A 21,189-nucleotide genomic window follows, 5' to 3' on the forward strand; every position below is an offset into this window, starting at 1 on the left:
GGGGCCGTCCGATTCGACGCAGCTTGTAGACTTGCCAGGTCTGTCCGCCAATTGATGATCAAGGCAGGAAATGGCCTCCACCAACGACCTCAAAAACGGCCTGGTACTCAACCTGGATGGCGAGCTCTGGGCCGTCGTCGAGTTCCAGCACGTCAAGCCCGGTAAGGGTGGTGCCTTCGTGCGCACCACGCTGAAGAACGTGCTGTCCGGGAAGGTGGTCGACAAGACCTTCAACGCGGGCACCAAGGTCGAAACCGCGACCGTGGACAAGCGCACGATGCAATACCTGTACGCCGACGGCGAGGACTTCGTCTTCATGGATCTGGAGACCTTCGACCAGATCACCGTGCCCGGCGGCACCGTCGGTGAGGCAGCCAACTACCTGCTGCCCGAGGCGGAGGCGACCGTCGCCCAGCACGAGGGTGTGCCGCTCTACATCGAGCTGCCCACCAGCGTCGTGCTGGAGGTCACCTACACCGAGCCGGGCCTGCAGGGCGACCGCTCGACCGGCGGCACCAAGCCGGCCACCGTGGAGACCGGCGCCACCGTGCCGGTGCCGCTGTTCATCACCACCGGCGAGAAGATCAAGGTCGACACCCGCGACGGCCGTTACCTCGGCCGCGCCTGATGGCTGAGGGTTCCAAGCAGCAGATGCCGGCGCGCCGCAAGGCGCGCAAGCGGGCGCTGGATGTGCTCTACGAGGCCGACCTGCGGGACAAGCCTCCGGTGGAGGTGCTGGCCGGCTACGTGCAGCGGATCGAGCAGCCCCGACCGGAGCACCTGGGGTACGCGGTGGGCCTGGTCGAGGGCGTTGCCGAGCACCTCAACCGGATCGACGAGCTGATCGCCAGCTACGCCGAGGGTTGGACCCTGGAGCGGATGCCGGTCGTCGACCGTAATCTGGCCCGGATCGCCGTCTACGAGTTGCTCTACGTCGACGAGATCGACGACGCGGTGGCGATCAGCGAGGCGGTGGAGCTGGCCCGGCAGATGTCGACCGACGATTCGCCGCGCTTCCTCAACGGGGTGCTCGGCCGGATCGCCGAGTACGCCACCCGCTGAGCACCCCCGCTCAGCACCTGCACCGCTGACAGCAAGCGAAAAGGGCCCGTGCCGGATGGCACGGGCCCTTTCGGTGGAGCGACAGCTCAGGAGGCGAAGAACGCCCGGGGGTCGGCCACCAGCACACCGTGCTCGGTGAGCCGCTCGATCAGGCCCGACGGCGAGGCGTCGTACACGATCGCGAGCGCCCGCAGGTCGTCGGCGCGGATGGAGAGCACCCGGCCGTTGTAGTCGCCGCGCTGCTGCTGGATGGCGCGGGCGTAGCGGGCGACGTAGGCCAGGTCCTCGGAGGCCTCGTCGTAGAGCCGCTCCAGGTCCAGGACGATCTTGCTGGTGGGCTCGTGACGGACACCACTGCCGTCGGGCAGCAGCTCCGAGACGGGGACGCGGTAGAACTCGGCCAACTCGGCCAGACGGGACACCGTCACGGCCCGGTCGCCACGCTCGTACGAGCCGACCACCACGGCCTTCCACCGCCCGTTCGACTTCTCCTCCACACCCTGCAGGGAGAGACCCTGCTGCTGGCGGATGGAGCGCAGGCGGGCGCCCAGAGACTTGGCGTATTCAGAGGGCATTCGGACACTCCCAGTGCTGCTCGGGGTTCTCCCGTCGATCGCTACGGAGCGTGACGGTACGGGGAATGCGACACCTGGTCAAGTGGTCGTGACACTACCGTTGAGGAGCGTCCGGGAAGTTATCCCCATTTCGTGGGCCTGATCCGGTGGTCAGCGGCCGCCGTCCATCGGCCCGGTGACCACTGGTAACGTGGCGTGAAGCCCCGGCCCAGGTCCGCTGCGCGGTCCGGCCGGAGGTGCCCGACATCCTTTAACGACCCGTCCCGTGAGGCGGGGAAGGAGGTCCGCCGTGGCATACCCACCGGCTGCCCGCTCGTCACCACCGCGACAACCCTCGGTGAAGGTGATCCTCGCCAGCGCCGACGTGCAACGCGTGGTCGATCGCATCGCTCACCAGATCCTGGAGAAGACCCAGGGCGCCGCCGACACGGTGCTTCTTGGGATTCCCACCCGTGGCACCCCCCTCGCTCGGCGGCTCGCCGCCCGGATCAGCACCTTCGAGGATGTCGCCGTTCCGGTCGGTGTGCTCGACATCACTCTGTACCGCGACGACCTTCGCCGGCACGCCACCCGCGCGGTGGGCCCGACCGAGCTGCCGTCCGGCGGCATCGACGGCAAGCGGGTCATCCTGGTCGACGACGTCCTCTTCTCCGGCCGCACCGTCCGGGCCGCGCTCGACGCGCTCAACGACGTGGGCCGCCCAGCCTCCGTGCAGCTCGCCGTCCTGGTCGACCGCGGCCACCGGGAGCTGCCGATCCGCGCCGACTACGTCGGCAAGAACATCCCGACCTCGCTCGTCGAGAGCGTGAAGGTGACGCTCGCCGAGACCGACGGCGCCGACGAGGTCAGGTTGTACGGAGGGACCACCGCATGATCAAGCATCTGCTCTCCGGTGCGGACCTGGACGCCGACACCGCCACCGAGATCCTGGACACCGCCGCCGAGATGGCCACCGTCGCCGGCCGGGAGATCAAGAAGCTGCCCGCGCTGCGCGGCCGGACCGTGGTGAACCTTTTTTACGAGGACTCCACCCGTACCCGGATCTCCTTCGAGGCGGCGGCGAAGCGGCTCAGCGCCGACGTGATCAACTTTTCCGCGAAGGGGTCCAGCGTCACCAAGGGCGAGAGCCTGAAGGACACCGCGTTGACCCTGCAGGCCATGGGCGCCGACGCCGTCGTCGTTCGGCACCCCGCCTCCGGCGCGCCGCACCGGCTGGCCAACTGGGTCGACGGTTCGGTGGTCAACGCCGGCGACGGCACCCACGAGCACCCCACCCAGGCGCTGCTGGACGCGTACACCATGCGGGCCCGGCTGGGCCGGCTCGCCGGCCTGTCGGTCGCGGTGGTCGGGGACGTGCTGCACTCCCGGGTCGCCCGCTCCAACGTGCTGCTGCTCTCCACCCTCGGCGCCAAGGTCACCCTGGTCGGCCCCCCGACCCTCATCCCGGTCGACATCGCGGGAGCGTTGGCGCCGGCCACCGACGTCTCCTACGACCTCGACTCGGTGCTGCCGAACGTCGACGTGGTGATGATGCTGCGGGTGCAGCGGGAGCGGATGAACGACTCCTACTTCCCCTCCGCGCGCGAGTACGCCCGCCGCTACGGGCTGGACGGCCCGCGGATGCGCCGGCTGCCCGAGCACGCGATCGTCATGCACCCCGGCCCGATGAACCGGGGGATGGAGATCACCCCCGAGGTCGCCGACTCACCCCGCTCCACCATCGTCGAACAGGTCACCAACGGGGTCTCCGTGCGGATGGCCGTCCTGTACCTGCTGCTCGGAGGGAACAACCGGTGACCGCGTACCTGATCACCAGCGTGAGTGTCGTCGGCGGCCCGCCGACCGACCTGCTGATCCGCGACGGCGTGGTGGCCGAGGTGGGCTCCGGCCTGTCCGCGCCGGACGCAGGAGTCATCGACGGCACCGGGCTCGTCGCCCTGCCCGGCCTCGTCGACCTGCACACCCACCTGCGCGAGCCCGGTCGGGAGGACGCCGAGACCGTCGAATCGGGTTCCCGCGCGGCGGCGCTGGGTGGCTACACGGCGGTCTGCGCGATGGCCAACACCTCCCCGGTGGCGGACACCGCCGGTGTGGTGGAGCAGGTCTGGCGGCTCGGCCGGGAGGCCGGCCTGGTCGACGTGCAGCCGATCGGCGCGGTCACCGTCGGGCTGGCCGGCGAGCGGCTGGCCGAGCTGGGCGCGATGGCCGACTCCGCGGCCCGGGTGCGGATCTTCTCCGACGACGGGCACTGCGTCGCCGACCCGAAGCTGATGCGCCGGGCCCTGGAGTACGTCAAGGCGTTCGACGGGATCATCGCCCAGCACGCCGAGGAACCCCGGCTCACCGAGGGCGCCCAGATGCACGAGGGTGAGGTCTCCACCCGGCTCGGCCTGATCGGCTGGCCGGCGGTCGCCGAGGAGGCGATCATCGCCCGGGACGTGCTGCTCGCCGAGCACGTGGGCAGCCGACTGCACGTCTGCCACGTCTCCACCGCCGGCAGCGTCGAGGTGCTGCGTCAGGCGAAGGCGCGCGGCGTACGGGTCACCGCCGAGGTCACCCCGCACCACCTGCTGCTCACCGACGAGCGGGCAGAGTCCTACGACCCGGTCTTCAAGGTCAACCCGCCGCTGCGGACGGCCGCGGACATCGCCGCCCTGCGTGCCGCGCTCGCCGACGGTGTCGTCGACGTGATCGCCACCGACCACGCCCCGCACGCCGTGGAGGACAAGGAGTGCGAGTGGGCGTACGCCCGGCCGGGGATGCTCGGCCTGGAGACGGCCCTCTCCATCGCGCTGGACGTGTTCGGTCCCGAGTGGGACCTGATCGCCGAGCGGATGTCCCGCACCCCGGCCCGGATCGCCGGGCTCACCGGGCACGGCGTGGACCCGGCTCCCGGTGTGCCGGCCAACCTGACCCTGATCGACCCGGCCGTCCGCCGCACCATCGAGCCGGCGGAGTTGGCCAGTCGCAGTCGCAACACCCCGTACGCCCGCATGACGCTGCCGGGTCGCATCGTGGCGACCTTCCTGCGCGGCGAGCCGACGGTCCTGGACGGAAAGGCTGTCAAGTGAGCGCGAGGAATGCAGCGAAGCGGAGTCCCGCAGTCGCGAACGAAAGGCGGGCACAGTAATGGTCAAGCGCAGACCCGCAATCCTTGTGCTCGAGGACGGGCGCACGTTCCCCGGTGAGGCGTACGGCAGCGTCGGGGAGACCTTCGGCGAAGCGGTCTTCAACACCGGCATGACCGGCTACCAGGAGACCCTCACCGACCCGTCCTACCACCGGCAGGTGGTGGTGCAGACCGCGCCGCACATCGGCAACACCGGCGTCAACGGCGAGGACGACGAGTCCGGCCGGATCTGGGTGGCGGGCTACGTCGTGCGCGACCCGGCCCGGATCGGGTCGAACTGGCGGGCCACCGGCGGTCTCGAGGACCGCCTCGCCACCGAGGGTGTGGTGGGTATCAGCGGGGTGGACACCCGGGCGTTGACCCGGCACCTGCGTGAGCGCGGCGCCATGCGGGTGGGCATCTCCAGCGTCGACAACGACCCGCAGAGCCTGCTGACCCGGGTCCGGCAGGCGCCGCAGATGACCGGCGCGGACCTGTCCGCCGAGGTGACCACCGCCGAGCCGTACGTCGTCGAGGCCCTCGGCGAGCACCGGTTCACGGTGGCCGCTCTGGACCTGGGCATCAAGCGCAACGTTCCCCGTCGGCTCGCCACGCGCGGGGTGACCACCCACGTGCTGCCGGCCTCGTCGAGCATCGATCAGCTGCTCGCCACCGGTGCCGACGCGATCTTCCTGTCGCCCGGCCCCGGTGACCCGGCCACCGCCGACGCTCCGGTGGCGCTGGCCCGGGAGGCGCTGCGGCGGCAGGTGCCGCTGTTCGGCATCTGCTTCGGCAGCCAGATCCTCGGTCGGGCGCTCGGCTTCGGCACCTACAAGCTGGGCTACGGCCACCGGGGGATCAACCAGCCTGTGCTCGACCGGGCCACCGGCAAGGTCGAGGTGACCAGCCACAACCATGGCTTCGCGGTCGAGGTGCCCGGTGCGGGTGGCGGCGCGGTGGTCCCCGACCAGGTGATCGACACCGACTTCGGTGGCGTGCGGGTGTCGCACGTCTGCCTCAATGACAACGTGGTCGAGGGGCTGCGGGCCGTGGACGTGCCCGCATTCACGGTTCAGTACCACCCGGAGGCGGCGGCCGGCCCGCACGACGCCGACTACCTCTTCGACCGATTCGCCGAGCTGATCGAGGGCCGTGCCCTCGACCGGCAGCCCAGTGAAGGCCGGACCCACAGCAAGGGGCGCAGCAATGCCTAAGCGGACCGATCTCAAGCACATCCTGGTGATCGGCTCCGGGCCGATCGTCATCGGGCAGGCCTGCGAGTTCGACTACTCCGGCACCCAGGCCTGCCGGGTGCTGCGCAGTGAGGGGATCCGGGTCAGCCTGGTCAACTCCAACCCGGCGACGATCATGACGGACCCGGAGTTCGCCGACGCGACCTACGTCGAGCCGATCACCCCGGAGTTCGTGGAGCTGGTCATCGCCAAGGAGCGCCCGGACGCGATCCTGGCGACCCTCGGCGGGCAGACCGCGCTGAACACCGCGGTCGCCCTGCACCAGGCCGGCGTCCTGGAGAAGTACGGCGTGGAGTTGATCGGCGCGAACATCGACGCGATCAACCGGGGCGAGGACCGCCAACTGTTCAAGGACATCGTCGCGAAGGCCGGCGTACGCCTGGGTGTCGACGACCCGACCGGCCTGGTGCCGCGCTCCCGGGTCTGCCACTCGATGGACGAGGTCGAGGCGACAGTCGTCGAGCTGGGCCTGCCGGTGGTGATCCGGCCGTCGTTCACCATGGGCGGCCTGGGCTCCGGCATGGCGCACACCCCGGAGGACCTGGCCCGCATCGCCGGCGACGGCCTCGCCGCCAGCCCGGTGCACGAGGTGCTCATCGAGGAGAGCGTGCTCGGCTGGAAGGAGTACGAGCTCGAGCTGATGCGCGACCGGAACGACAACGTGGTGGTGGTCTGCTCGATCGAGAACATCGACCCGATGGGCGTGCACACCGGCGACAGCGTCACCGTGGCCCCGGCCATGACGCTCACCGACCGGGAATACCAGCGCCTGCGTGACCTGGGCATCGCCGTGCTGCGCGAGGTCGGGGTGGACACCGGTGGCTGCAACATCCAGTTCGCGGTCAACCCGGCCGACGGCCGGATCGTCGTGATCGAGATGAACCCCCGGGTGTCCCGCTCCTCGGCGCTGGCCTCCAAGGCGACCGGTTTCCCGATCGCGAAGATCGCCGCGAAGCTGGCCATCGGTTACACCCTCGACGAGATCCCCAACGACATCACGTTGAAGACCCCGGCGGCGTTCGAGCCGAGTCTGGACTACGTGGTGGTGAAGATTCCCCGGTTCGCGTTCGAGAAGTTCCCCGGCGCGGACCCGGAGCTGACCACCACCATGAAGTCGGTGGGCGAGGCGATGAGCCTCGGGCGCAACTTCAGCGAGGCGCTGAACAAGGCGATGCGCTCGATGGAGACGAAGGAGGCCGGCTTCTGGTCGGTCCCCGACCCGGCCGGCGTCAGCCTGGCGGACACCCTCGCCGCGTTGCGGATCCCGCACGACGGCCGGCTGTACACCGTCGAGCGGGCGCTGCGCCTCGGCGCGTCGATCGCCGAGGTCGCCGAGGCCTCCGGCGGGATCGACCCGTGGTTCCTGGACCAGATCGCCGCGCTGATCGAGCTGCGCGCGGAGATCGTGGACGCCCCGGTGCTCGACGCCGAGCTGCTGCGCCGTGCCAAGCGGGCCGGCCTGTCCGACCGGCAGCTCGCCGCGCTGCGCCCGGAGCTGGCCGCCGAGGACGGCGTACGGACCCTGCGGCACCGCCTCGACGTGCGCCCGGTCTACAAGACCGTGGACACCTGCGCGGCCGAGTTCGAGGCGACGACGCCGTACCACTACTCGACGTACGACCTGGAGACCGAGGTCGTGCCGTCGAACCAGCCGAAGGTGCTGATCCTGGGCTCCGGCCCGAACCGCATCGGGCAGGGCATCGAGTTCGACTACTCCTGTGTGCACGCCGTGCAGGCGTTGCGGGCGGCCGGCTACGAGACGGTCATGATCAATTGCAATCCGGAGACGGTCTCCACCGACTACGACACCGCCGACCGGCTCTACTTCGAGCCGCTGACCTTCGAGGACGTCCTGGAGGTCTGGCACGCCGAGGACTCGTCCGGCCGGGCGGCCGGCGGGCCGGGTGTGGTCGGGGTGGTCGTGCAGCTCGGCGGGCAGACCCCGCTGGGGTTGGCGCAGCGGCTCAAGAACGCCGGTGTGCCGGTGGTCGGCACCTCCCCGGAGTCGATCCACCTGGCCGAGGAGCGGGGGGCGTTCGGCGCGGTGCTGGCCCGGGCCGGGCTGCGCGCGCCGGCGCACGGCATGGCCACCTCGTACGACGAGGCCAAGACGATCGCCGACGAGATCGGCTACCCGGTGCTGGTCCGGCCGTCGTACGTGCTGGGCGGGCGGGGCATGGAGATCGTCTACGACGACCCGACGCTGCGCGACTACATCGGTCGGGCCACCGACATCTCCCCGGATCACCCCGTGCTGGTGGACCGGTTCCTCGACGACGCCATCGAGATCGACGTGGACGCTCTCTGCGACGCCGACGGCGAGGTCTACATCGGCGGCGTGATGGAGCACATCGAGGAGGCCGGCATCCACTCCGGTGACTCGTCCTGCGCGCTGCCCCCGATCACGCTCGCGGGCTCGCACCTGGCCGAGGTCCGCCGCTACACCGAGGCCATCGCCCGTGGCGTCGGCGTCCGTGGCCTGCTCAACGTGCAGTACGCGCTCAAGGACGACGTGCTCTACGTCCTGGAGGCCAACCCTCGGGCGTCGCGGACCGTTCCGTTCGTCTCCAAGGCCACGGCGGTGCCGCTGGCCAAGGCGGCGGCCCGGATCGCGCTCGGGGCGAAGATCGCCGAGCTGCGCGCCGAGGGCCTGCTGCCGTCGACGGGGGACGGGGGCACGATGCCCGCCGACGCGCCGATCGCGGTCAAGGAGGCGGTGCTGCCGTTCAAGCGCTTCCGGACCCGCGCCGGCAAGGGGATCGACTCGCTGCTCGGGCCGGAGATGAAGTCGACGGGCGAGGTGATGGGCATCGACACCAACTTCGGGCATGCCTTCGCCAAGAGCCAGTCGGCGGCGTACGGCTCGCTGCCGACCGCCGGGAAGATTTTCGTGTCGGTGGCCAACCGGGACAAGCGCGGCATGATCTTCCCGATCAAGCGTCTGGCCGATCTGGGCTTCGAGATCGTGGCGACCGCCGGTACGGCCGAGGTGCTGCGCCGGCACGGCATCGCCTGCGAGCAGGTCCGCAAGCACTACCAGGCTGGTGAGGGAGACGACGCGGTGTCGCTGATCGGCGGCGGCCACGTGGCGCTGGTGATCAACACGCCGCAGGGTTCGGGTGCCAGCGCCCGCTCCGACGGCTACGAGATCCGCAGCGCGGCCGTCACCGCGGACATCCCCTGCATCACCACGGTCCCCGGCGCCGCCGCGGCCGTGATGGGCATCGAGGCGCGGATCCGCGGCGACATGCAGGTACGCCCCCTGCAGGACCTGCACGCCACCCTCCGGGCCGCCCAGTGACCCTGTTCGAGCAGGCGGTGCGGCCGTGGCTGTTCCGGCTCGGCGGCGGTGACGCCGAGGCGGCGCACGAGTGGACACTGCGGCGGTTGACCGCCCTGTCGCGGCAGCCGGCCGCCCTCGCGGCGCTGCGGGCCCGGTACGCGGTCAGCGCGCCGCGCACGGTGTTCGGTGTGCGGTTCCCCAACCCGGTCGGTCTTGCGGCGGGGATGGACAAGGACGGCGCGGCGCTGCCGGCCTGGCCGGCGCTCGGCTTCGGTTTCGTCGAGGTCGGCACGGTCACCGCGCACGCCCAGCCGGGCAACCCCGGCCGCGGCTGTTCCGCCTGCCGGCCAGCGAGGCCGTGGTCAACCGGATGGGCTTCAACAACGCCGGGGCCGCCGCGCTGGCCGCCCGCCTGACGGCGTTGCCGCGCCCGCTCGGGGTGCCGCTGGGCATCTCGCTGGGCAAGTCCAAGGTGACGCCGCTCGACGAGGCGGTCGAGGACTACCTCGCCTCGTACCGGGCGCTGCGCGGGCACGGCGACTACTTCGCGGTGAACGTGTCCTCACCGAACACCCCGGGGCTGCGCTCATTGCAGGACCGTGCCCACCTGGACGCGCTGCTCGCCGCGCTGGTGGGGGAGAAGCCGGTGCTGGTCAAGATCGCGCCGGATCTGACCGAGGCGGCGATCGCCGAGCTGCTGGAGGTCTGTCTGGCCCGAGGCGCCGCCGGGGTGATCGCCACCAACACCACGCTGGCCCGTACCGGTCTGGCCACAGTGGACGTCGAGCGCGGCGCCCAGGCCGGTGGTCTCTCCGGCCGCCCACTCACCGGGCGGGCCCGCGAGGTGGTCGCCTTCGTCCACCGGGAAACCAACGGCCGACTCCCGATCATCGGCGTAGGCGGCGTGCTGGACCCGGACGACGCAACGCGGATGTTCGACGCCGGCGCCGCCCTGGTGCAGCTCTACACCGGCTTCATCTACCGAGGCCCAGCCCTAGTCCGCGCCACAGCCCGCACCGCCCCGCCCCCGCCCCCGCCGCGCCACCCCCCGCCGCGCCACCCTCCGCCGCCGCCCCCGCCGCGCCACCCCCGCCGCGTCGATCTAGGGCAGATCGTCGTGATCGGAGATCCACTGACGACAACCTGCCCTAGATCGACGAGGACAAGCTGCCCTAGATCGACGGGGAAAGGGACGACGCGCGCGTGACACCTGAGGAGATTCTGGCCGGGGATCGGGCGCACGTTTGGCATCCTTACGCCGCTATGCCGCCGGCTCACCCGCCTTACGTGGTGCGGAGCGCGGAGGGGGTGCGGCTGCGGCTTGCCGACGGGCGTGAGCTGGTGGACGGGATGTCGTCCTGGTGGGCGGCGATCCACGGATACCGACACCCGGTGCTGGACGCCGCGGTGACCGATCAGCTCGGCCGGATGAGCCACGTGATGTTCGGCGGGCTCACCCACGAGCCCGCCGTGCAGCTCGCCCGGACCCTGGTCGAGCTGACCCCGGATGGTCTGGAGCACGTGTTCCTGGCCGACTCCGGCTCGGTCAGCGTCGAGGTGGCGGTGAAGATGTGCCTGCAGTACCAGCGGGCCATCGGTCGGCCGCAGCGGCGTCGGCTGGCGACCTGGCGGGGCGGCTACCACGGCGACACGTTCCACCCGATGAGCGTCTGTGACCCGGAGGGCGGGATGCACCACCTCTGGGGCGACGTGCTGCCCCGGCAGGTGTTCGCCCCGGTCCCACCGGGAGGCTTCACCGACCCACCCGACGACGCGTACGTGGCGGCGCTGGTGGACACGGTGGAGCGGCACGCCGACGAACTGGCCGCGGTGATCGTCGAGCCCGTCGTCCAGGGCGCTGGTGGGATGCGTTTCCACCACCCGGGTTACCTGCGGGTGCTGCGCGAGGTGACCCGTGCGCACGGGGTGCTGCTGATCTTCGACGAGATCGCCACCGGGTTCGGCCGTACCGGTGCGATGTTCGCCGCCGAGCACGCCGGGGTGACCCCGGACGTGCTGTGCGTGGGCAAGGCGCTCACCGGCGGCTACCTGACGCTCGCGGCGACGCTGTGTACCCCGGAGGTCGCCCGGGGCATCTCCGCCGGCGGTGTGCTGGCGCACGGCCCCACGTTCATGGGCAACCCGTTGGCGTGTGCGGTGGCTAACGCCTCCATCGGGCTGCTGCGGGCCGGGGACTGGTCGGCGCAGGTGGCCAGGGTCGGCGCTGGCCTGCGCGCGGGCCTGGAGCCCTTGCGCGGTACGCCCGGCGTGGCCGACGTACGGGTGCTCGGCGCGATCGGGGTGGTCCAGCTCGATCACGAGGTCGACCTCGGCGCGGCCACCGCCGCTGCGGTCGACCAGGGAGTGTGGCTGCGCCCGTTCCGCGACCTGATCTACACGATGCCGCCGTACGTCACCGACGACGTCGACCTGGCCCGGATCGCGGCCGGGGTGGCGGCGGCGGTGGCGGCCGGCTGAGTCGGCCCGGTCACCGGGTCGACGGTTACCCGGGCGGGGCTGCCGTCCGGACGAGGAGAGGGGAACACTCCGATGGATAGCTTCGGTACCCGGCTGCACCGGGCGATCACCGAGCGGGGGCCACTCTGTGTGGGCATCGACCCGCATCCCGGTCTGCTGGCCCGTTGGGGCCTCGCGGACGACGTTCAGGGGCTTGACCGGTTCACCCGGACCGTCGTGGAAGCCCTCGGTGACCGGGTTGCGGTGGTCAAGCCTCAGTCGGCCTTTTTCGAGCGTTTCGGGTCCCGAGGTGTGGCGATTCTTGAGTCAACTATCCGACAGTTACGGAATGCCGGCTCGCTCGTTCTGCTCGACGTCAAGCGCGGCGACATCGGCTCGACGGTGAGCGCGTACGCCTCCGCGTACCTCGATCCATCCAGCCCTTTGTATGTCGACGCGGTCACCGCGAGCCCCTACCTCGGGGTCGGTTCGCTGGCGCCGATGTTCGAACTGGCCGCCAAGCACGGCGGTGGCGTGTTCGTGCTGGCCCTCACCTCCAACCCCGAGGGCGCGGCCGTGCAGCAGGCCCGCACGGCCGACGGCCGCACCGTGGCGCAGACCGTGATCGACGAGATTTCCCAGCTCAACAGCGGTGCGACCCCGCTCGGGAGCTTCGGTCTGGTGGTCGGCGCGACCATCGGCGACACCGGTCACGACCTCTCCGGTGTGGGGGGCCCGCTGCTCGCACCGGGGCTCGGCGCGCAGGGTGCTGGGGCAGCCGATCTGCGTACCGTCTTCGGTTCGAGCCTCGCCTCGGTGCTCCCGTCGTACTCCCGGGAGGTGCTCTCGGCGGGCCCCGATGTCGCCGCCCTGCGGGCCGCCGCGGACCGCGTGTTGGTCGACTGCCGGGCCGTTCTGCCTGCCCGGTGACTGACTGACGGGTCGGTCACTCTACGGTGATCATGCGGCCCCCACGTTGCCGAAAGCTCCGTTGGCCGCTAGTTTTCCCCGCGCTGGGAACCATGTACCCCTTGGTTCACAGCGACACCACGTTTCACAGATGCGGCGGTGCGCCCCGCCCGCCGCGATAGGGACCTGAGGAGAACTGGTGCCGCTCCCGTCACTGACCCCCGAACAACGCGCTGCCGCGCTCGAGAAGGCTGCGGAAATCCGCAAGGCCCGTGCTCAGCTGAAGGAGCAGCTCAAGCAGGGCAAGACCACGCTCGGTGCCGTCCTCGAGCGCGCCGAGAGCGACGACGTCGTTGGCAAGCTCAAGGTTTCGGCCGTCCTGCAGGCCATGCCGGGCATCGGCAAGATCCGGGCTACCCAGATCATGGAGAAGCTCAAGATCGCCGACAGCCGTCGCCTGCGCGGCCTTGGTGAGCAGCAGCGCAAGGCACTGCTTGGAGAGTTCGCCGCCAACTGAACCTGGCAGCGTGTAGAAACAAGCAGTGAGCACGGATGACGAGGCGCGCCCGGCGGCTCGGCTCACTGTCCTGGCTGGACCTTCGGGTTCCGGCAGGGAGAGTGTCGTCGAGCTCGTCCGGGCGCGTTCTCCGTCCGTGTGGATCCCGGTGCCGGCCATTACCAGGCCGCGCCGGGAGTCGGAGATCGACGGGGTCGACCGCGTCTTCCTCGCCCCCGCCGAGTTCGATCGCCAGCTCGCCGCCGACGAGCTGTTGGAGTGGTCCCGGATCGGCTCGTACCGCCGGGGCACCCCGTACCCACCGCTGCGTGCCCGGCTCGACGCCGGGCAGCCGGTGCTGCTCCCGCTCGATCTGCGTGGCGCTCTGCTGGTCCGTGCGCGCCTGCCCGATTGCCGGCTGGTGCTGCTGAGCCCACCCGGGTATCAACCCGACGCCGGCGTCGCGGCCACCGTCGAGCACACGCTGACCCACGACCTCACCGAGCGTGTGGTCGACGAGCTGGTAGGCTTACTCGGTTCTTCTTATCCGGATCCGGCCTGGTCGCGCGTACGCGGCTGACGGCTGGCCGCCGTTGAGACTCAGCACCGCGTCCGCGCGGCTCGAAAGACGCAGAGGTTAATTCGTGGGATCCATCGCCAACCCCGAAGGCATCACCAACCCGCCGATCGACGAGCTCCTCGAGAAGACGACGTCGAAGTACGCGCTGGTCATCTTCGCCGCCAAGCGCGCGCGCCAGGTGAACGCCTACTACAGCCAGCTCGGTGAGGGCCTCCTGGAGTACGTCGGCCCGCTCGTCGAGACCACCCCGCAGGAGAAGCCCCTCTCGATCGCCATGCGCGAGATCAACGGCGGCCTGCTCACCGCCGAGCCGACCGACCAGCCGTAAGCCCTCGCTGGCCGATGTCCGCCTCGATCGTCCTCGGGGTCGGCGGCGGCATCGCCGCCTACAAGGCGTGCGAGCTGCTGCGACTCTTCACCGAATCGGGTCACCGGGTTCGGGTCGTGCCGACCGCGTCGGCGCTCCGGTTCGTCGGGGCGCCGACCTGGGCGGCACTCTCCGGTCAGCCGGTGGCCGACGACGTCTGGACCGACGTCCACGAGGTGCCGCACGTCCGGCTCGGTCAGCAGGCCGATCTGGTGGTGGTCGCGCCGACCACCACCGACCTGCTCGCCAAGGCCGCGCACGGGCTCGCCGACGACCTGCTCACCAACACCCTGCTGACCGCTCGCTGTCCAGTGTTGTTGGCCCCGGCCATGCACACCGAGATGTGGGAGCACCCGGCCACCGTGGCCAACGTCGCCACGCTGCGGGCCCGGGGTGTCCTGGTCATCGAGCCCGCCGTCGGCCGGCTCACCGGCGTCGACACCGGCAAGGGGCGCCTGCCCGACCCGGCCGAGATCTTCGCCGTCGCCCGTCGGGTCCTGGCCCGGGGTGTCTCCGCCCCCACCGACCTGGCCGGCCGCCGGGTGGTCGTCACCGCAGGTGGCACCCGGGAGCCGTTGGACCCGGTCCGCTTCCTGGGTAACCGCTCCTCGGGCAAGCAGGGTTACGCGTTCGCCCGCGCGGCGGTCGCCCGGGGCGCCCGGGTCACCCTGATCGCGGCCAACGTCTCCCTCTCCGACCCCGCCGGCGTCGACCTGATCCGGGTGGGCACCACCGCTGAGCTGCGGGAGGCGACGCTGAAGGCCGCCGTCGAGGCCGACGCGGTGGTGATGGCGGCGGCTCCGGCCGATTTCCGGCCGGCGGCGTACGCGCCTGGCAAAATCAAGAAGTCGGACGATGGCGTCGCGCCCACCATCGAGCTCGTCACGAACCCGGACATCGCGGCTGAGCTCGGCAAGCGCAAACGACCGGGGCAGCTGCTGGTGGTGTTCGCGGCCGAGACCGGCGACGCGGAAGCCAACGGCCGTGCGAAACTCGCCCGGAAGCGGGCCGACCTCATCGTGATCAACGAAGTCGGTCCGGACAAGGTCTTCGGGGCCGACACCAACACGGTGACGGTCATCGGCGCGGACGGCTCGGTCAGCCGTTTGCCCGAGCAGGCCAAGGAGGCTGTGGCCGACACCGTCTGGGATCTGGTCGTGGCGCGGCTGACCGGTGACTCCTGACGGGTGGTAAAGGTCGCGACCGATCCCGACACCGACCGCAGTGGTGATTACACTGCCGCGGAACGACCTCAAACGCTTAGGAGTGCCGTGACACGCCGCCTCTTTACGTCCGAATCGGTCACGGAAGGCCACCCGGACAAGATCGCCGACCAGATCAGCGATGGCATCCTCGACGCGCTGCTGGCCGAGGACCCCCACAGCCGCGTGGCGGTGGAGACCATGATCACCACCGGCCAGGTGCACATCGCCGGTGAGGTGACCACCAAGGCGTACGCCGACATCCCGACGATCGTCCGTCGGACCATCCTCGACATCGGCTACGACTCATCGAAGAAGGGCTTCGACGGCGCCTCCTGTGGGGTCAGCGTCTCCATCGGTGCACAGTCCGAGGACATCGCGCAGGGCGTGGACAATGCCTTCGAGTTGCGGACCGGGGCGTCGGAGAGCGCGCTGGACGCGCAGGGCGCCGGCGACCAGGGCATGATGTTCGGCTTCGCCTGCTCGGAGACGCCCGAGCTGATGCCGCTGCCGATCGCTCTCGCTCACCGGCTGGCCCGTCGCCTCGCCGCGGCGCGCAAGGACGGCACGATTCCCTACCTGCGGCCGGACGGCAAGACCCAGGTGACCATCGAGTACGAGGGGCTGCGCCCGGTCCGGCTGAACACCGTGGTCGTGTCCAGCCAGCACGCCGCGGACATCTCGCTCGACTCGCTGCTCACTCCGGACGTGCGCGACCATGTGATCTCCCCGGAGCTGGAGAGCCTGGGTCTGGACACCGACGGCTACCGGCTGCTGGTCAACCCGACCGGCCGGTTCGAGATCGGTGGCCCGATGGGTGACGCCGGGCTGACCGGCCGCAAGATCATCGTCGACACCTACGGCGGGTACGCCCGGCACGGTGGCGGCGCGTTCTCCGGCAAGGATCCGTCCAAGGTGGACCGCTCTGCCGCGTACGCGATGCGTTGGGTGGCCAAGAACGTCGTCGCCGCCGGTCTGGCCGAGCGGTGCGAGGTGCAGGTCGCGTACGCCATCGGCAAGGCCCACCCGGTGAGCCTGTTCATCGAGACGTTCGGCACCGAGACCGTGCCGGTCTCCTCGATCGAGAAGGCCGTCGCCGAGGTGTTCGACCTGCGTCCGGCCGCGATCATCCGGGACCTCAACCTGCTCCGCCCGATCTACCAGCAGACCGCCGCGTACGGCCACTTCGGCCGGGAGCTGCCGGACCTGACCTGGGAGAGCACCGACCGGGCCGCCGACCTCAAGTCGGCCGCGGGAGCCTGACCGCCACCAGGCGTAGCGACCGGCGACCCGCTGAGGGGTCGCCGGTCGCGCGCGTCTGCGTGGATGTCCCGCTGGCGCACCTGGACCGGCCGTTCGACTACCTGGTGCCGGCGGAGCTGGACGAGGTGGCGGTGCCCGGAACCCGGGTGAAGGTGCGCTTCGCCGGTCAGCTCGTCGACGGGTGGTTGCTGTCCCGCGCCGACGACTCCGGGCACACCGGCCGCCTCGCGTACCTGGAGAAGGTGGTCTCGCCGGAGCCGGTGCTGGCGCCCGAGGTCGCCCGGTTGGCCCGGGCGGTCGCCGACCGGTACGCGGGCAGCCTCGCCGACGTGCTCCGGCTCGCCGTGCCGCCCCGGCACGCGCGGGTGGAGAAGGAACCCCGCGAGGACCAGCCCAGCCCAGCGGCCACCGCCGAGGCCGAGGCGGTCGACCCGCGCGGGTGGCGGGACTACCCGACCGGCCCGGCGCTGCTGCGCGCGCTCACCGACGGTCGGGCCCCCGCGCGGTCTGGTCGGCGCTGCCCGGCGAGGACTGGGCGGCGCGCTACGCCGACGCGGTGGCCGCCACCGTCGCCGGCGGGCGCGGCGCGGTGGTCGTGGTGCCCGACGCTCGAGACCTCGACCGGCTGGACGCCGCGCTCACCGCCGTGCTCGGGCCGGGGCGGCATGTCAGCCTCTCCGCCGCGCTCGGGCCGGCCCGCCGCTACCGGGCGTTCCTCGCCGCCCGCCGTGGGCAGGTGCCTGTGGTGATCGGTACCCGGGCGGCGATGTTCGCCCCGGTGGACCGGCTCGGCCTGGTCGCCGTCTGGGACGACGGCGACGACCTGCACTCCGAGCCCCGGGCTCCCTACCCGCACGCCCGCGACGTGCTGCTCACCCGTGTCCAGCTCGCCGAGGCGGGCGCGCTGGTCGGCGGGTACGCCCGCACCGCCGAGGCACAGCTGCTGCTGGAGACCGGCTGGGCTCGGGAGGTGGTGGCCGACCGGGCGACCGTGCGGGCTCGAATCCCGGCCATCGCGCCGACCGGCGACGACCCACAACTGGCCCGCGACCCCGGGGCCGCCACCGCCCGGCTGCCCAGCCTGGCCTGGACGGCTGCCCGCGACGCCATCCGGCAGGACCTGCCGGTGCTGGTGCAGGTGCCCCGACGCGGCTACCTGCCGTCGATCTCCTGCGACCAGTGCCGCACCCCGGCACGGTGCGAGCACTGCGCAGGCCCACTCGCGCTGCCCTCGGCCGGCGGCACCCCGGCCTGCCGGTGGTGCGCTCGGGTGGCCGCCGCGTACGCCTGCCCGCAGTGCGGTGGGCGGCGGCTGCGGGCCGCGGTGACCGGCGCCCGGCGCACCGCCGAGGAGCTGGGCCGAGCGTTCCCCGGCGTGCCGGTGCGCACCTCGGGGCGTGAGGAGGTGCTGACCGACGTGCCCGGCGGTGCGGCCCTGGTGGTGGCCACGCCCGGTGCCGAGCCGGTGGCCGAGGGCGGCTACGGCGCGGTGCTGCTGCTCGACTCGTGGGCCCTGCTGACCCGGGCCGACCTGCGGGCCGGCGAGGAGGCGCTGCGCCGCTGGCTGGCGGCGGCGGCCCTGGCCCGTCCGGCACCGTCGGGCCGGGTGGTGGTGGTCGCCGACGGCGCGCTCGCTCCGGTGCAGGCGCTGCTGCGGTGGGACGCCGCCTGGTTCGCCGGCCGGGAGTTGGCCGAGCGCCGGGAGCTTGGCTTCCCGCCGGCCGTACGGATGGCGAGCCTCACCGGTCCGGCCACGGCGGTGGCGGACCTGCTCGCCGCGGCCCGGCTGCCCGACGACGCCGAGGTGCTCGGGCCGGTGCCGGCCGAGGAGGGGCGGGAACGGATGCTGGTCCGGGTGCCCCGGGCCCGGGCTGCCGCGCTCGCCGAGGCGCTGCACTCGGCCGCGGGCGCTCGCGCTGCCCGTAAGGCCGCCGACCCGGTCCGTCTCCAGGTCGATCCGTTGAGCCTGTTCTGACTGTTTCGGCTGGTGCCGACACCTGGCTGCCCTGGCCCGCGGCGGTGGCCTCGCACACCGCGTCCGGCAAAGCGCTGGAGTCAGGGTGGTAGCATCGCCCGTCATGCTCGGGCGTACGACGGCCTCAGGTCACGGCACCGCGTCAGACGGGCGGGCCGAGCTGAAGTCCGCTGTATGGCGCGACGGTGGCGGGAACGCGTCGGACGCGATGTCGATGATGTCAAACAGCCGGTTATCAGGGGTGGACCAGTCGTGACCGTTCGACAATCGATCGTCTTCAACGGCGACCTCGGCAGCGGCAAGAGCACCGTGTCGGTGGAGATCGCCAAGCGGCTCGGGATGCGCCGGGTCAGCGTGGGTGATCTCTACCGGGAGATGGCGCAGCAGCGGCAGATGACCGCTCTGCAGCTCAACCTGCACGCCGAGCTCGACCAGGCCGTCGACGGCTACGTCGACCAGCTCCAGCGGGACATCGCCGCCTCCGGTGAGCCCCTGATCATGGACTCTCGGCTGGCCTGGCACTTCTTCACCGACGCGCTGAAGGTGCACATGATCACCGAGCCGGGCGAGGCGGCCCGCCGGGTGCTCGCCCGCCCCTCCGGGCCGGCGGAGAGCTACGCCTCCCTGGAGGAGGCCACGGACAAGCTCCGTGAGCGCAGCGCGAGCGAGCGCAGCCGGTTCATCATCCGCTACGGGGTGGACAAGGCCCGACTGCGCAACTACGACCTGATCTGTGACACCACCAGGGCCTCCGCCTCCGAGGTGATCGAGCAGATCATCGCCGCGTACGAGGGCACGCTCGGCGCCGAGGTGCTGCGCGACGGGCCGCCGCTGCTGCTGCTGGACCCGGCCCGGGTCTACCCGACCGAGGACATCGCCACCCTGCGCGGTCTGTGGGACACCGATTTCGTCGGCAGCGTGGCCGAGGCCGGCGTCGAGTCGCTGGAGCCGTTGAAGATCGGGTTCACCGGCGAATACTTCTTCGTCGTCGACGGTCACCGGCGGCTCAGCGCGGCCCTGCAGAGCGGCTTCTCCCTGGTCCCCGCCCAACTGGTCGCCGAGGTCGACGAGCCGGTGGTGGGTGGGATGACCGCGATCGACTACTTCGCCGCCCAGGTGCGCCCCGGCCTGGTCTACGACTGGGAGGCGGCCCACAAGATCCGCCTGCCGCTGCCCGAACCCGCGCTGGTCCGCGGCGACGCGGTGCTCGCCGGGGACCCGGGCGTCGGCGCCTGACGGGTTCGTTCCCCGCGCCGGTCTGAACCCGGCGTGGGGCCCCGGCCCGCCTCCGCTGCCCGCCATGAGGGCTGCCGGGATCGGCCGGCACCGGGATGATGGAGCCTCCGACGCATCGACGGGGAGGCCGACCATGGACGCTGCCGAGGCGCTCACACTGCTCATGTCGCCGCAGGGGCGCATCGACCCGTACCCGACGTACGAGATTCTGCGCGCGCACGGGCCGGTGGTGCAGGCCATGCCGGGCCTCTACGTGGTGACCGGCTATCCGGAGGTCGACGAGCTGCTGCGCGACCCCCGCCTCGGGGTGCTGGACGACGCGCTGCGGGATCAGGTCTGGCCGAACTGGCGGGAGAGCCCCGCGGTGTCGTCCATCGCCCGGTCCATGCTGCGGACCAACCCGCCCGATCACAGCCGGATGCGTCGGCTCGCCTCCGGTGCGTTCAGCCCGCGCCGGGTCGCCGGGATGCGCGACGTGGTGCGCGCCCAGGCCGAGGAACTGCTCGACGCGATGGTGGCCCGGGCCTCCGACGGTGAGCCGGTCGACGTGCTGGACGACTTCGCGTACCCGCTGCCGGTGGGTGTGATCTGCGCGCTGCTCGGCGTGCCGGCGGCCGACCGGCCGCTGTTCCGCCGCTGGGCCGGTGACCTGACCGGGGTGCTGGAACCGGAGATCACTGCCGAGGAGTTGGCCGTCGCCGATGCCGGCGCCACCGAGCTGCGCGACTACTTCGTCGACCTGGTCGTCGCCCGGCGTCGCGCACCGGCCGACGACCTGACCACGGCGCTGGTCCAGGTGCACGACGCCGACGGCGACCGGCTCACCGGCGACGAGCTGCTGGCCAACCTGGTGGTGCTGCTGGTCGCCGGTTTCGAGACCACCACCAACCTGCTCGGCAACGGGCTTGTCGTGCTGCTGGGTCACCCCGAGGCCGCCGCCGCACTGCGTGCCGACCCCGACCTCGTCCCGGCGTACGTCGAGGAGCTGCTGCGTTTCGACTCCCCGGTGCAGTTGACCACCCGGACCAGCACCGCGCCGGTGCGCTGCGGCGGGCTCGACCTGCCGGTTGGCAGCACGACGTTGCTGCTGCTCGGCGCGGCCAACCGGGACCCGCGGCGGTTCCCCGACCCGCAGCGCTTCGACCCGACACGTGACCAGGCGCACCCGCTCTCCTTCGGCGCCGGTCCGCACTACTGCCTCGGCGCCGGCCTGGCCCGGCTGGAGGCGCAGCTGGCCTTCCCGATGCTGCTGCGCCGCCTGCCCGAGCTGGCCCTGGCCGAGGTGCCCCGGCACCGCACCCGGCTCACCCTGCGTGGCTACGAGAGAGTTCCGGTGACGCTGGGCACACCGGCGGCGGCCGATCGAGGTACGCCGGCCGGCGCGCAGTCGGGCACTCCGTAGACTGGTACGGCACCGCTCGT

17 protein-coding genes and 2 pseudogenes are annotated in these 21,189 nt (G+C 71.6%); 18 read left to right on the plus strand and 1 reads right to left on the minus strand.

The genetic code is table 11. The annotated features are described in order from the left end of the window. Positions 1-70: 70 nt before the first annotated feature. Entirely contained in the window at positions 71-628 is a 558-nt protein-coding gene (gene efp / locus PCA76_RS12050) for an elongation factor P (RefSeq protein ID WP_007458344.1), read from the plus strand. A gap of 23 nt (positions 629-651) precedes the next feature. Next, the gene (gene nusB / locus PCA76_RS12055; RefSeq protein WP_184188983.1) at positions 652-1,062 is read left to right on the plus strand and encodes a transcription antitermination factor NusB; all 411 of its coding nucleotides are present in this window, start codon (positions 652-654) and stop codon (positions 1,060-1,062) included. 86 nt (positions 1,063-1,148) lie between these two features. Here the strand turns inward: nusB and bldD are convergent, their stop codons facing one another. Beyond that, on the minus strand, positions 1,149-1,637 hold the full coding sequence (gene bldD / locus PCA76_RS12060; protein WP_007458348.1) for a transcriptional regulator BldD: 489 nt from the start codon (positions 1,635-1,637) through the stop codon (positions 1,149-1,151). A 289-nt stretch (positions 1,638-1,926) separates the two neighbouring features. Between bldD and pyrR the strand changes: the two genes are divergently transcribed. The 16 genes and pseudogenes from pyrR (at position 1,927) to PCA76_RS12140 (ending at position 21,169) form a co-directional block, all read left to right on the plus strand. Further along, a complete protein-coding gene (gene pyrR / locus PCA76_RS12065; protein WP_272617613.1) occupies positions 1,927-2,511 on the plus strand; it encodes a bifunctional pyr operon transcriptional regulator/uracil phosphoribosyltransferase PyrR in 585 nt (194 codons plus the stop codon). Next, positions 2,508-3,434, plus strand: a complete 927-nt coding sequence (locus tag PCA76_RS12070) for an aspartate carbamoyltransferase catalytic subunit (RefSeq protein ID WP_204944570.1) — start codon at positions 2,508-2,510, stop codon at positions 3,432-3,434. The genes pyrR and PCA76_RS12070 overlap by 4 nt, the downstream gene beginning before the upstream one ends. Next, the gene (locus PCA76_RS12075; protein ID WP_272617617.1) at positions 3,431-4,708 is read left to right on the plus strand and encodes a dihydroorotase; all 1,278 of its coding nucleotides are present in this window, start codon (positions 3,431-3,433) and stop codon (positions 4,706-4,708) included. Before PCA76_RS12070 ends, PCA76_RS12075 begins: the two co-directional genes overlap by 4 nt. A 58-nt stretch (positions 4,709-4,766) precedes the next feature. Continuing rightward, positions 4,767-5,960 carry a glutamine-hydrolyzing carbamoyl-phosphate synthase small subunit gene (gene carA, locus PCA76_RS12080; protein WP_272617619.1) on the plus strand — a complete coding sequence of 398 codons (1,194 nt, stop codon included), beginning with the start codon at positions 4,767-4,769 and terminating at the stop codon, positions 5,958-5,960. After that, entirely contained in the window at positions 5,953-9,300 is a 3,348-nt protein-coding gene (carB, locus tag PCA76_RS12085) for a carbamoyl-phosphate synthase large subunit (protein ID WP_272617622.1), read from the plus strand. The genes carA and carB overlap by 8 nt, the downstream gene beginning before the upstream one ends. After that, positions 9,297-10,312 (plus strand): annotated as a pseudogene (locus tag PCA76_RS12090) (quinone-dependent dihydroorotate dehydrogenase); the annotation flags it as partial. The gene carB and the pseudogene PCA76_RS12090, both read left to right, overlap by 4 nt. 173 nt (positions 10,313-10,485) lie before the next feature. Beyond that, the gene (locus PCA76_RS12095; protein WP_272617624.1) at positions 10,486-11,760 is read left to right on the plus strand and encodes an adenosylmethionine--8-amino-7-oxononanoate transaminase; all 1,275 of its coding nucleotides are present in this window, start codon (positions 10,486-10,488) and stop codon (positions 11,758-11,760) included. 72 nt (positions 11,761-11,832) lie between these two features. Further along, entirely contained in the window at positions 11,833-12,669 is an 837-nt protein-coding gene (gene pyrF, locus PCA76_RS12100) for an orotidine-5'-phosphate decarboxylase (RefSeq protein WP_272617626.1), read from the plus strand. A gap of 178 nt (positions 12,670-12,847) precedes the next feature. After that, positions 12,848-13,165, plus strand: coding sequence for an integration host factor, actinobacterial type (gene mihF, locus PCA76_RS12105; RefSeq protein WP_030335662.1), 318 nt, complete (start codon positions 12,848-12,850; stop codon positions 13,163-13,165). Between the two features lie 25 nt (positions 13,166-13,190). Beyond that, a complete protein-coding gene (locus PCA76_RS12110; protein WP_272617629.1) occupies positions 13,191-13,724 on the plus strand; it encodes a guanylate kinase in 534 nt (177 codons plus the stop codon). 64 nt (positions 13,725-13,788) lie between these two features. Further along, positions 13,789-14,052: a DNA-directed RNA polymerase subunit omega gene (gene rpoZ / locus PCA76_RS12115; RefSeq protein WP_074318577.1), complete on the plus strand. Its 264-nt coding sequence runs from the start codon at positions 13,789-13,791 to the stop codon at positions 14,050-14,052. Positions 14,053-14,066: 14 nt separating this feature from the next. Further along, positions 14,067-15,275 carry a bifunctional phosphopantothenoylcysteine decarboxylase/phosphopantothenate--cysteine ligase CoaBC gene (gene coaBC, locus PCA76_RS12120; RefSeq protein ID WP_272617632.1) on the plus strand — a complete coding sequence of 403 codons (1,209 nt, stop codon included), beginning with the start codon at positions 14,067-14,069 and terminating at the stop codon, positions 15,273-15,275. 87 nt (positions 15,276-15,362) lie between these two features. Further along, positions 15,363-16,556 carry a methionine adenosyltransferase gene (metK, locus tag PCA76_RS12125; RefSeq protein ID WP_272617634.1) on the plus strand — a complete coding sequence of 398 codons (1,194 nt, stop codon included), beginning with the start codon at positions 15,363-15,365 and terminating at the stop codon, positions 16,554-16,556. A 59-nt stretch (positions 16,557-16,615) separates the two neighbouring features. Beyond that, positions 16,616-18,531, plus strand: a pseudogene (locus PCA76_RS12130) (primosomal protein N'). A gap of 252 nt (positions 18,532-18,783) precedes the next feature. Further along, positions 18,784-19,767: an AAA family ATPase gene (locus tag PCA76_RS12135; RefSeq protein ID WP_272617636.1), complete on the plus strand. Its 984-nt coding sequence runs from the start codon at positions 18,784-18,786 to the stop codon at positions 19,765-19,767. 133 nt (positions 19,768-19,900) lie between these two features. Continuing rightward, on the plus strand, positions 19,901-21,169 hold the full coding sequence (locus tag PCA76_RS12140) for a cytochrome P450 (RefSeq protein ID WP_272617638.1): 1,269 nt from the start codon (positions 19,901-19,903) through the stop codon (positions 21,167-21,169). Positions 21,170-21,189 lie beyond the last annotated feature (20 nt).

The sequence above is a fragment of the Micromonospora sp. LH3U1 genome (assembly GCF_028475105.1).
Lineage (GTDB): Bacteria > Actinomycetota > Actinomycetes > Mycobacteriales > Micromonosporaceae > Micromonospora.

What these genes read in the sequence shown, in the direction of transcription:
- efp (WP_007458344.1), top strand. Translation starts at nt 71, where the DNA reads ATGGCCTCCACCAACGACCTCAAAAACGGCCTGGTACTCAACCTGGAT.
- bldD (WP_007458348.1), bottom strand. Translation starts at nt 1,637, where the DNA reads ATGCCCTCTGAATACGCCAAGTCTCTGGGCGCCCGCCTGCGCTCCATC.
- coaBC (WP_272617632.1), top strand. Translation starts at nt 14,067, where the DNA reads ATGTCCGCCTCGATCGTCCTCGGGGTCGGCGGCGGCATCGCCGCCTAC.
- PCA76_RS12070 (WP_204944570.1), top strand. Translation starts at nt 2,508, where the DNA reads ATGATCAAGCATCTGCTCTCCGGTGCGGACCTGGACGCCGACACCGCC.
- pyrF (WP_272617626.1), top strand. Translation starts at nt 11,833, where the DNA reads ATGGATAGCTTCGGTACCCGGCTGCACCGGGCGATCACCGAGCGGGGG.
- PCA76_RS12140 (WP_272617638.1), top strand. Translation starts at nt 19,901, where the DNA reads ATGGACGCTGCCGAGGCGCTCACACTGCTCATGTCGCCGCAGGGGCGC.
- carA (WP_272617619.1), top strand. Translation starts at nt 4,767, where the DNA reads ATGGTCAAGCGCAGACCCGCAATCCTTGTGCTCGAGGACGGGCGCACG.
- nusB (WP_184188983.1), top strand. Translation starts at nt 652, where the DNA reads ATGCCGGCGCGCCGCAAGGCGCGCAAGCGGGCGCTGGATGTGCTCTAC.
- carB (WP_272617622.1), top strand. Translation starts at nt 5,953, where the DNA reads ATGCCTAAGCGGACCGATCTCAAGCACATCCTGGTGATCGGCTCCGGG.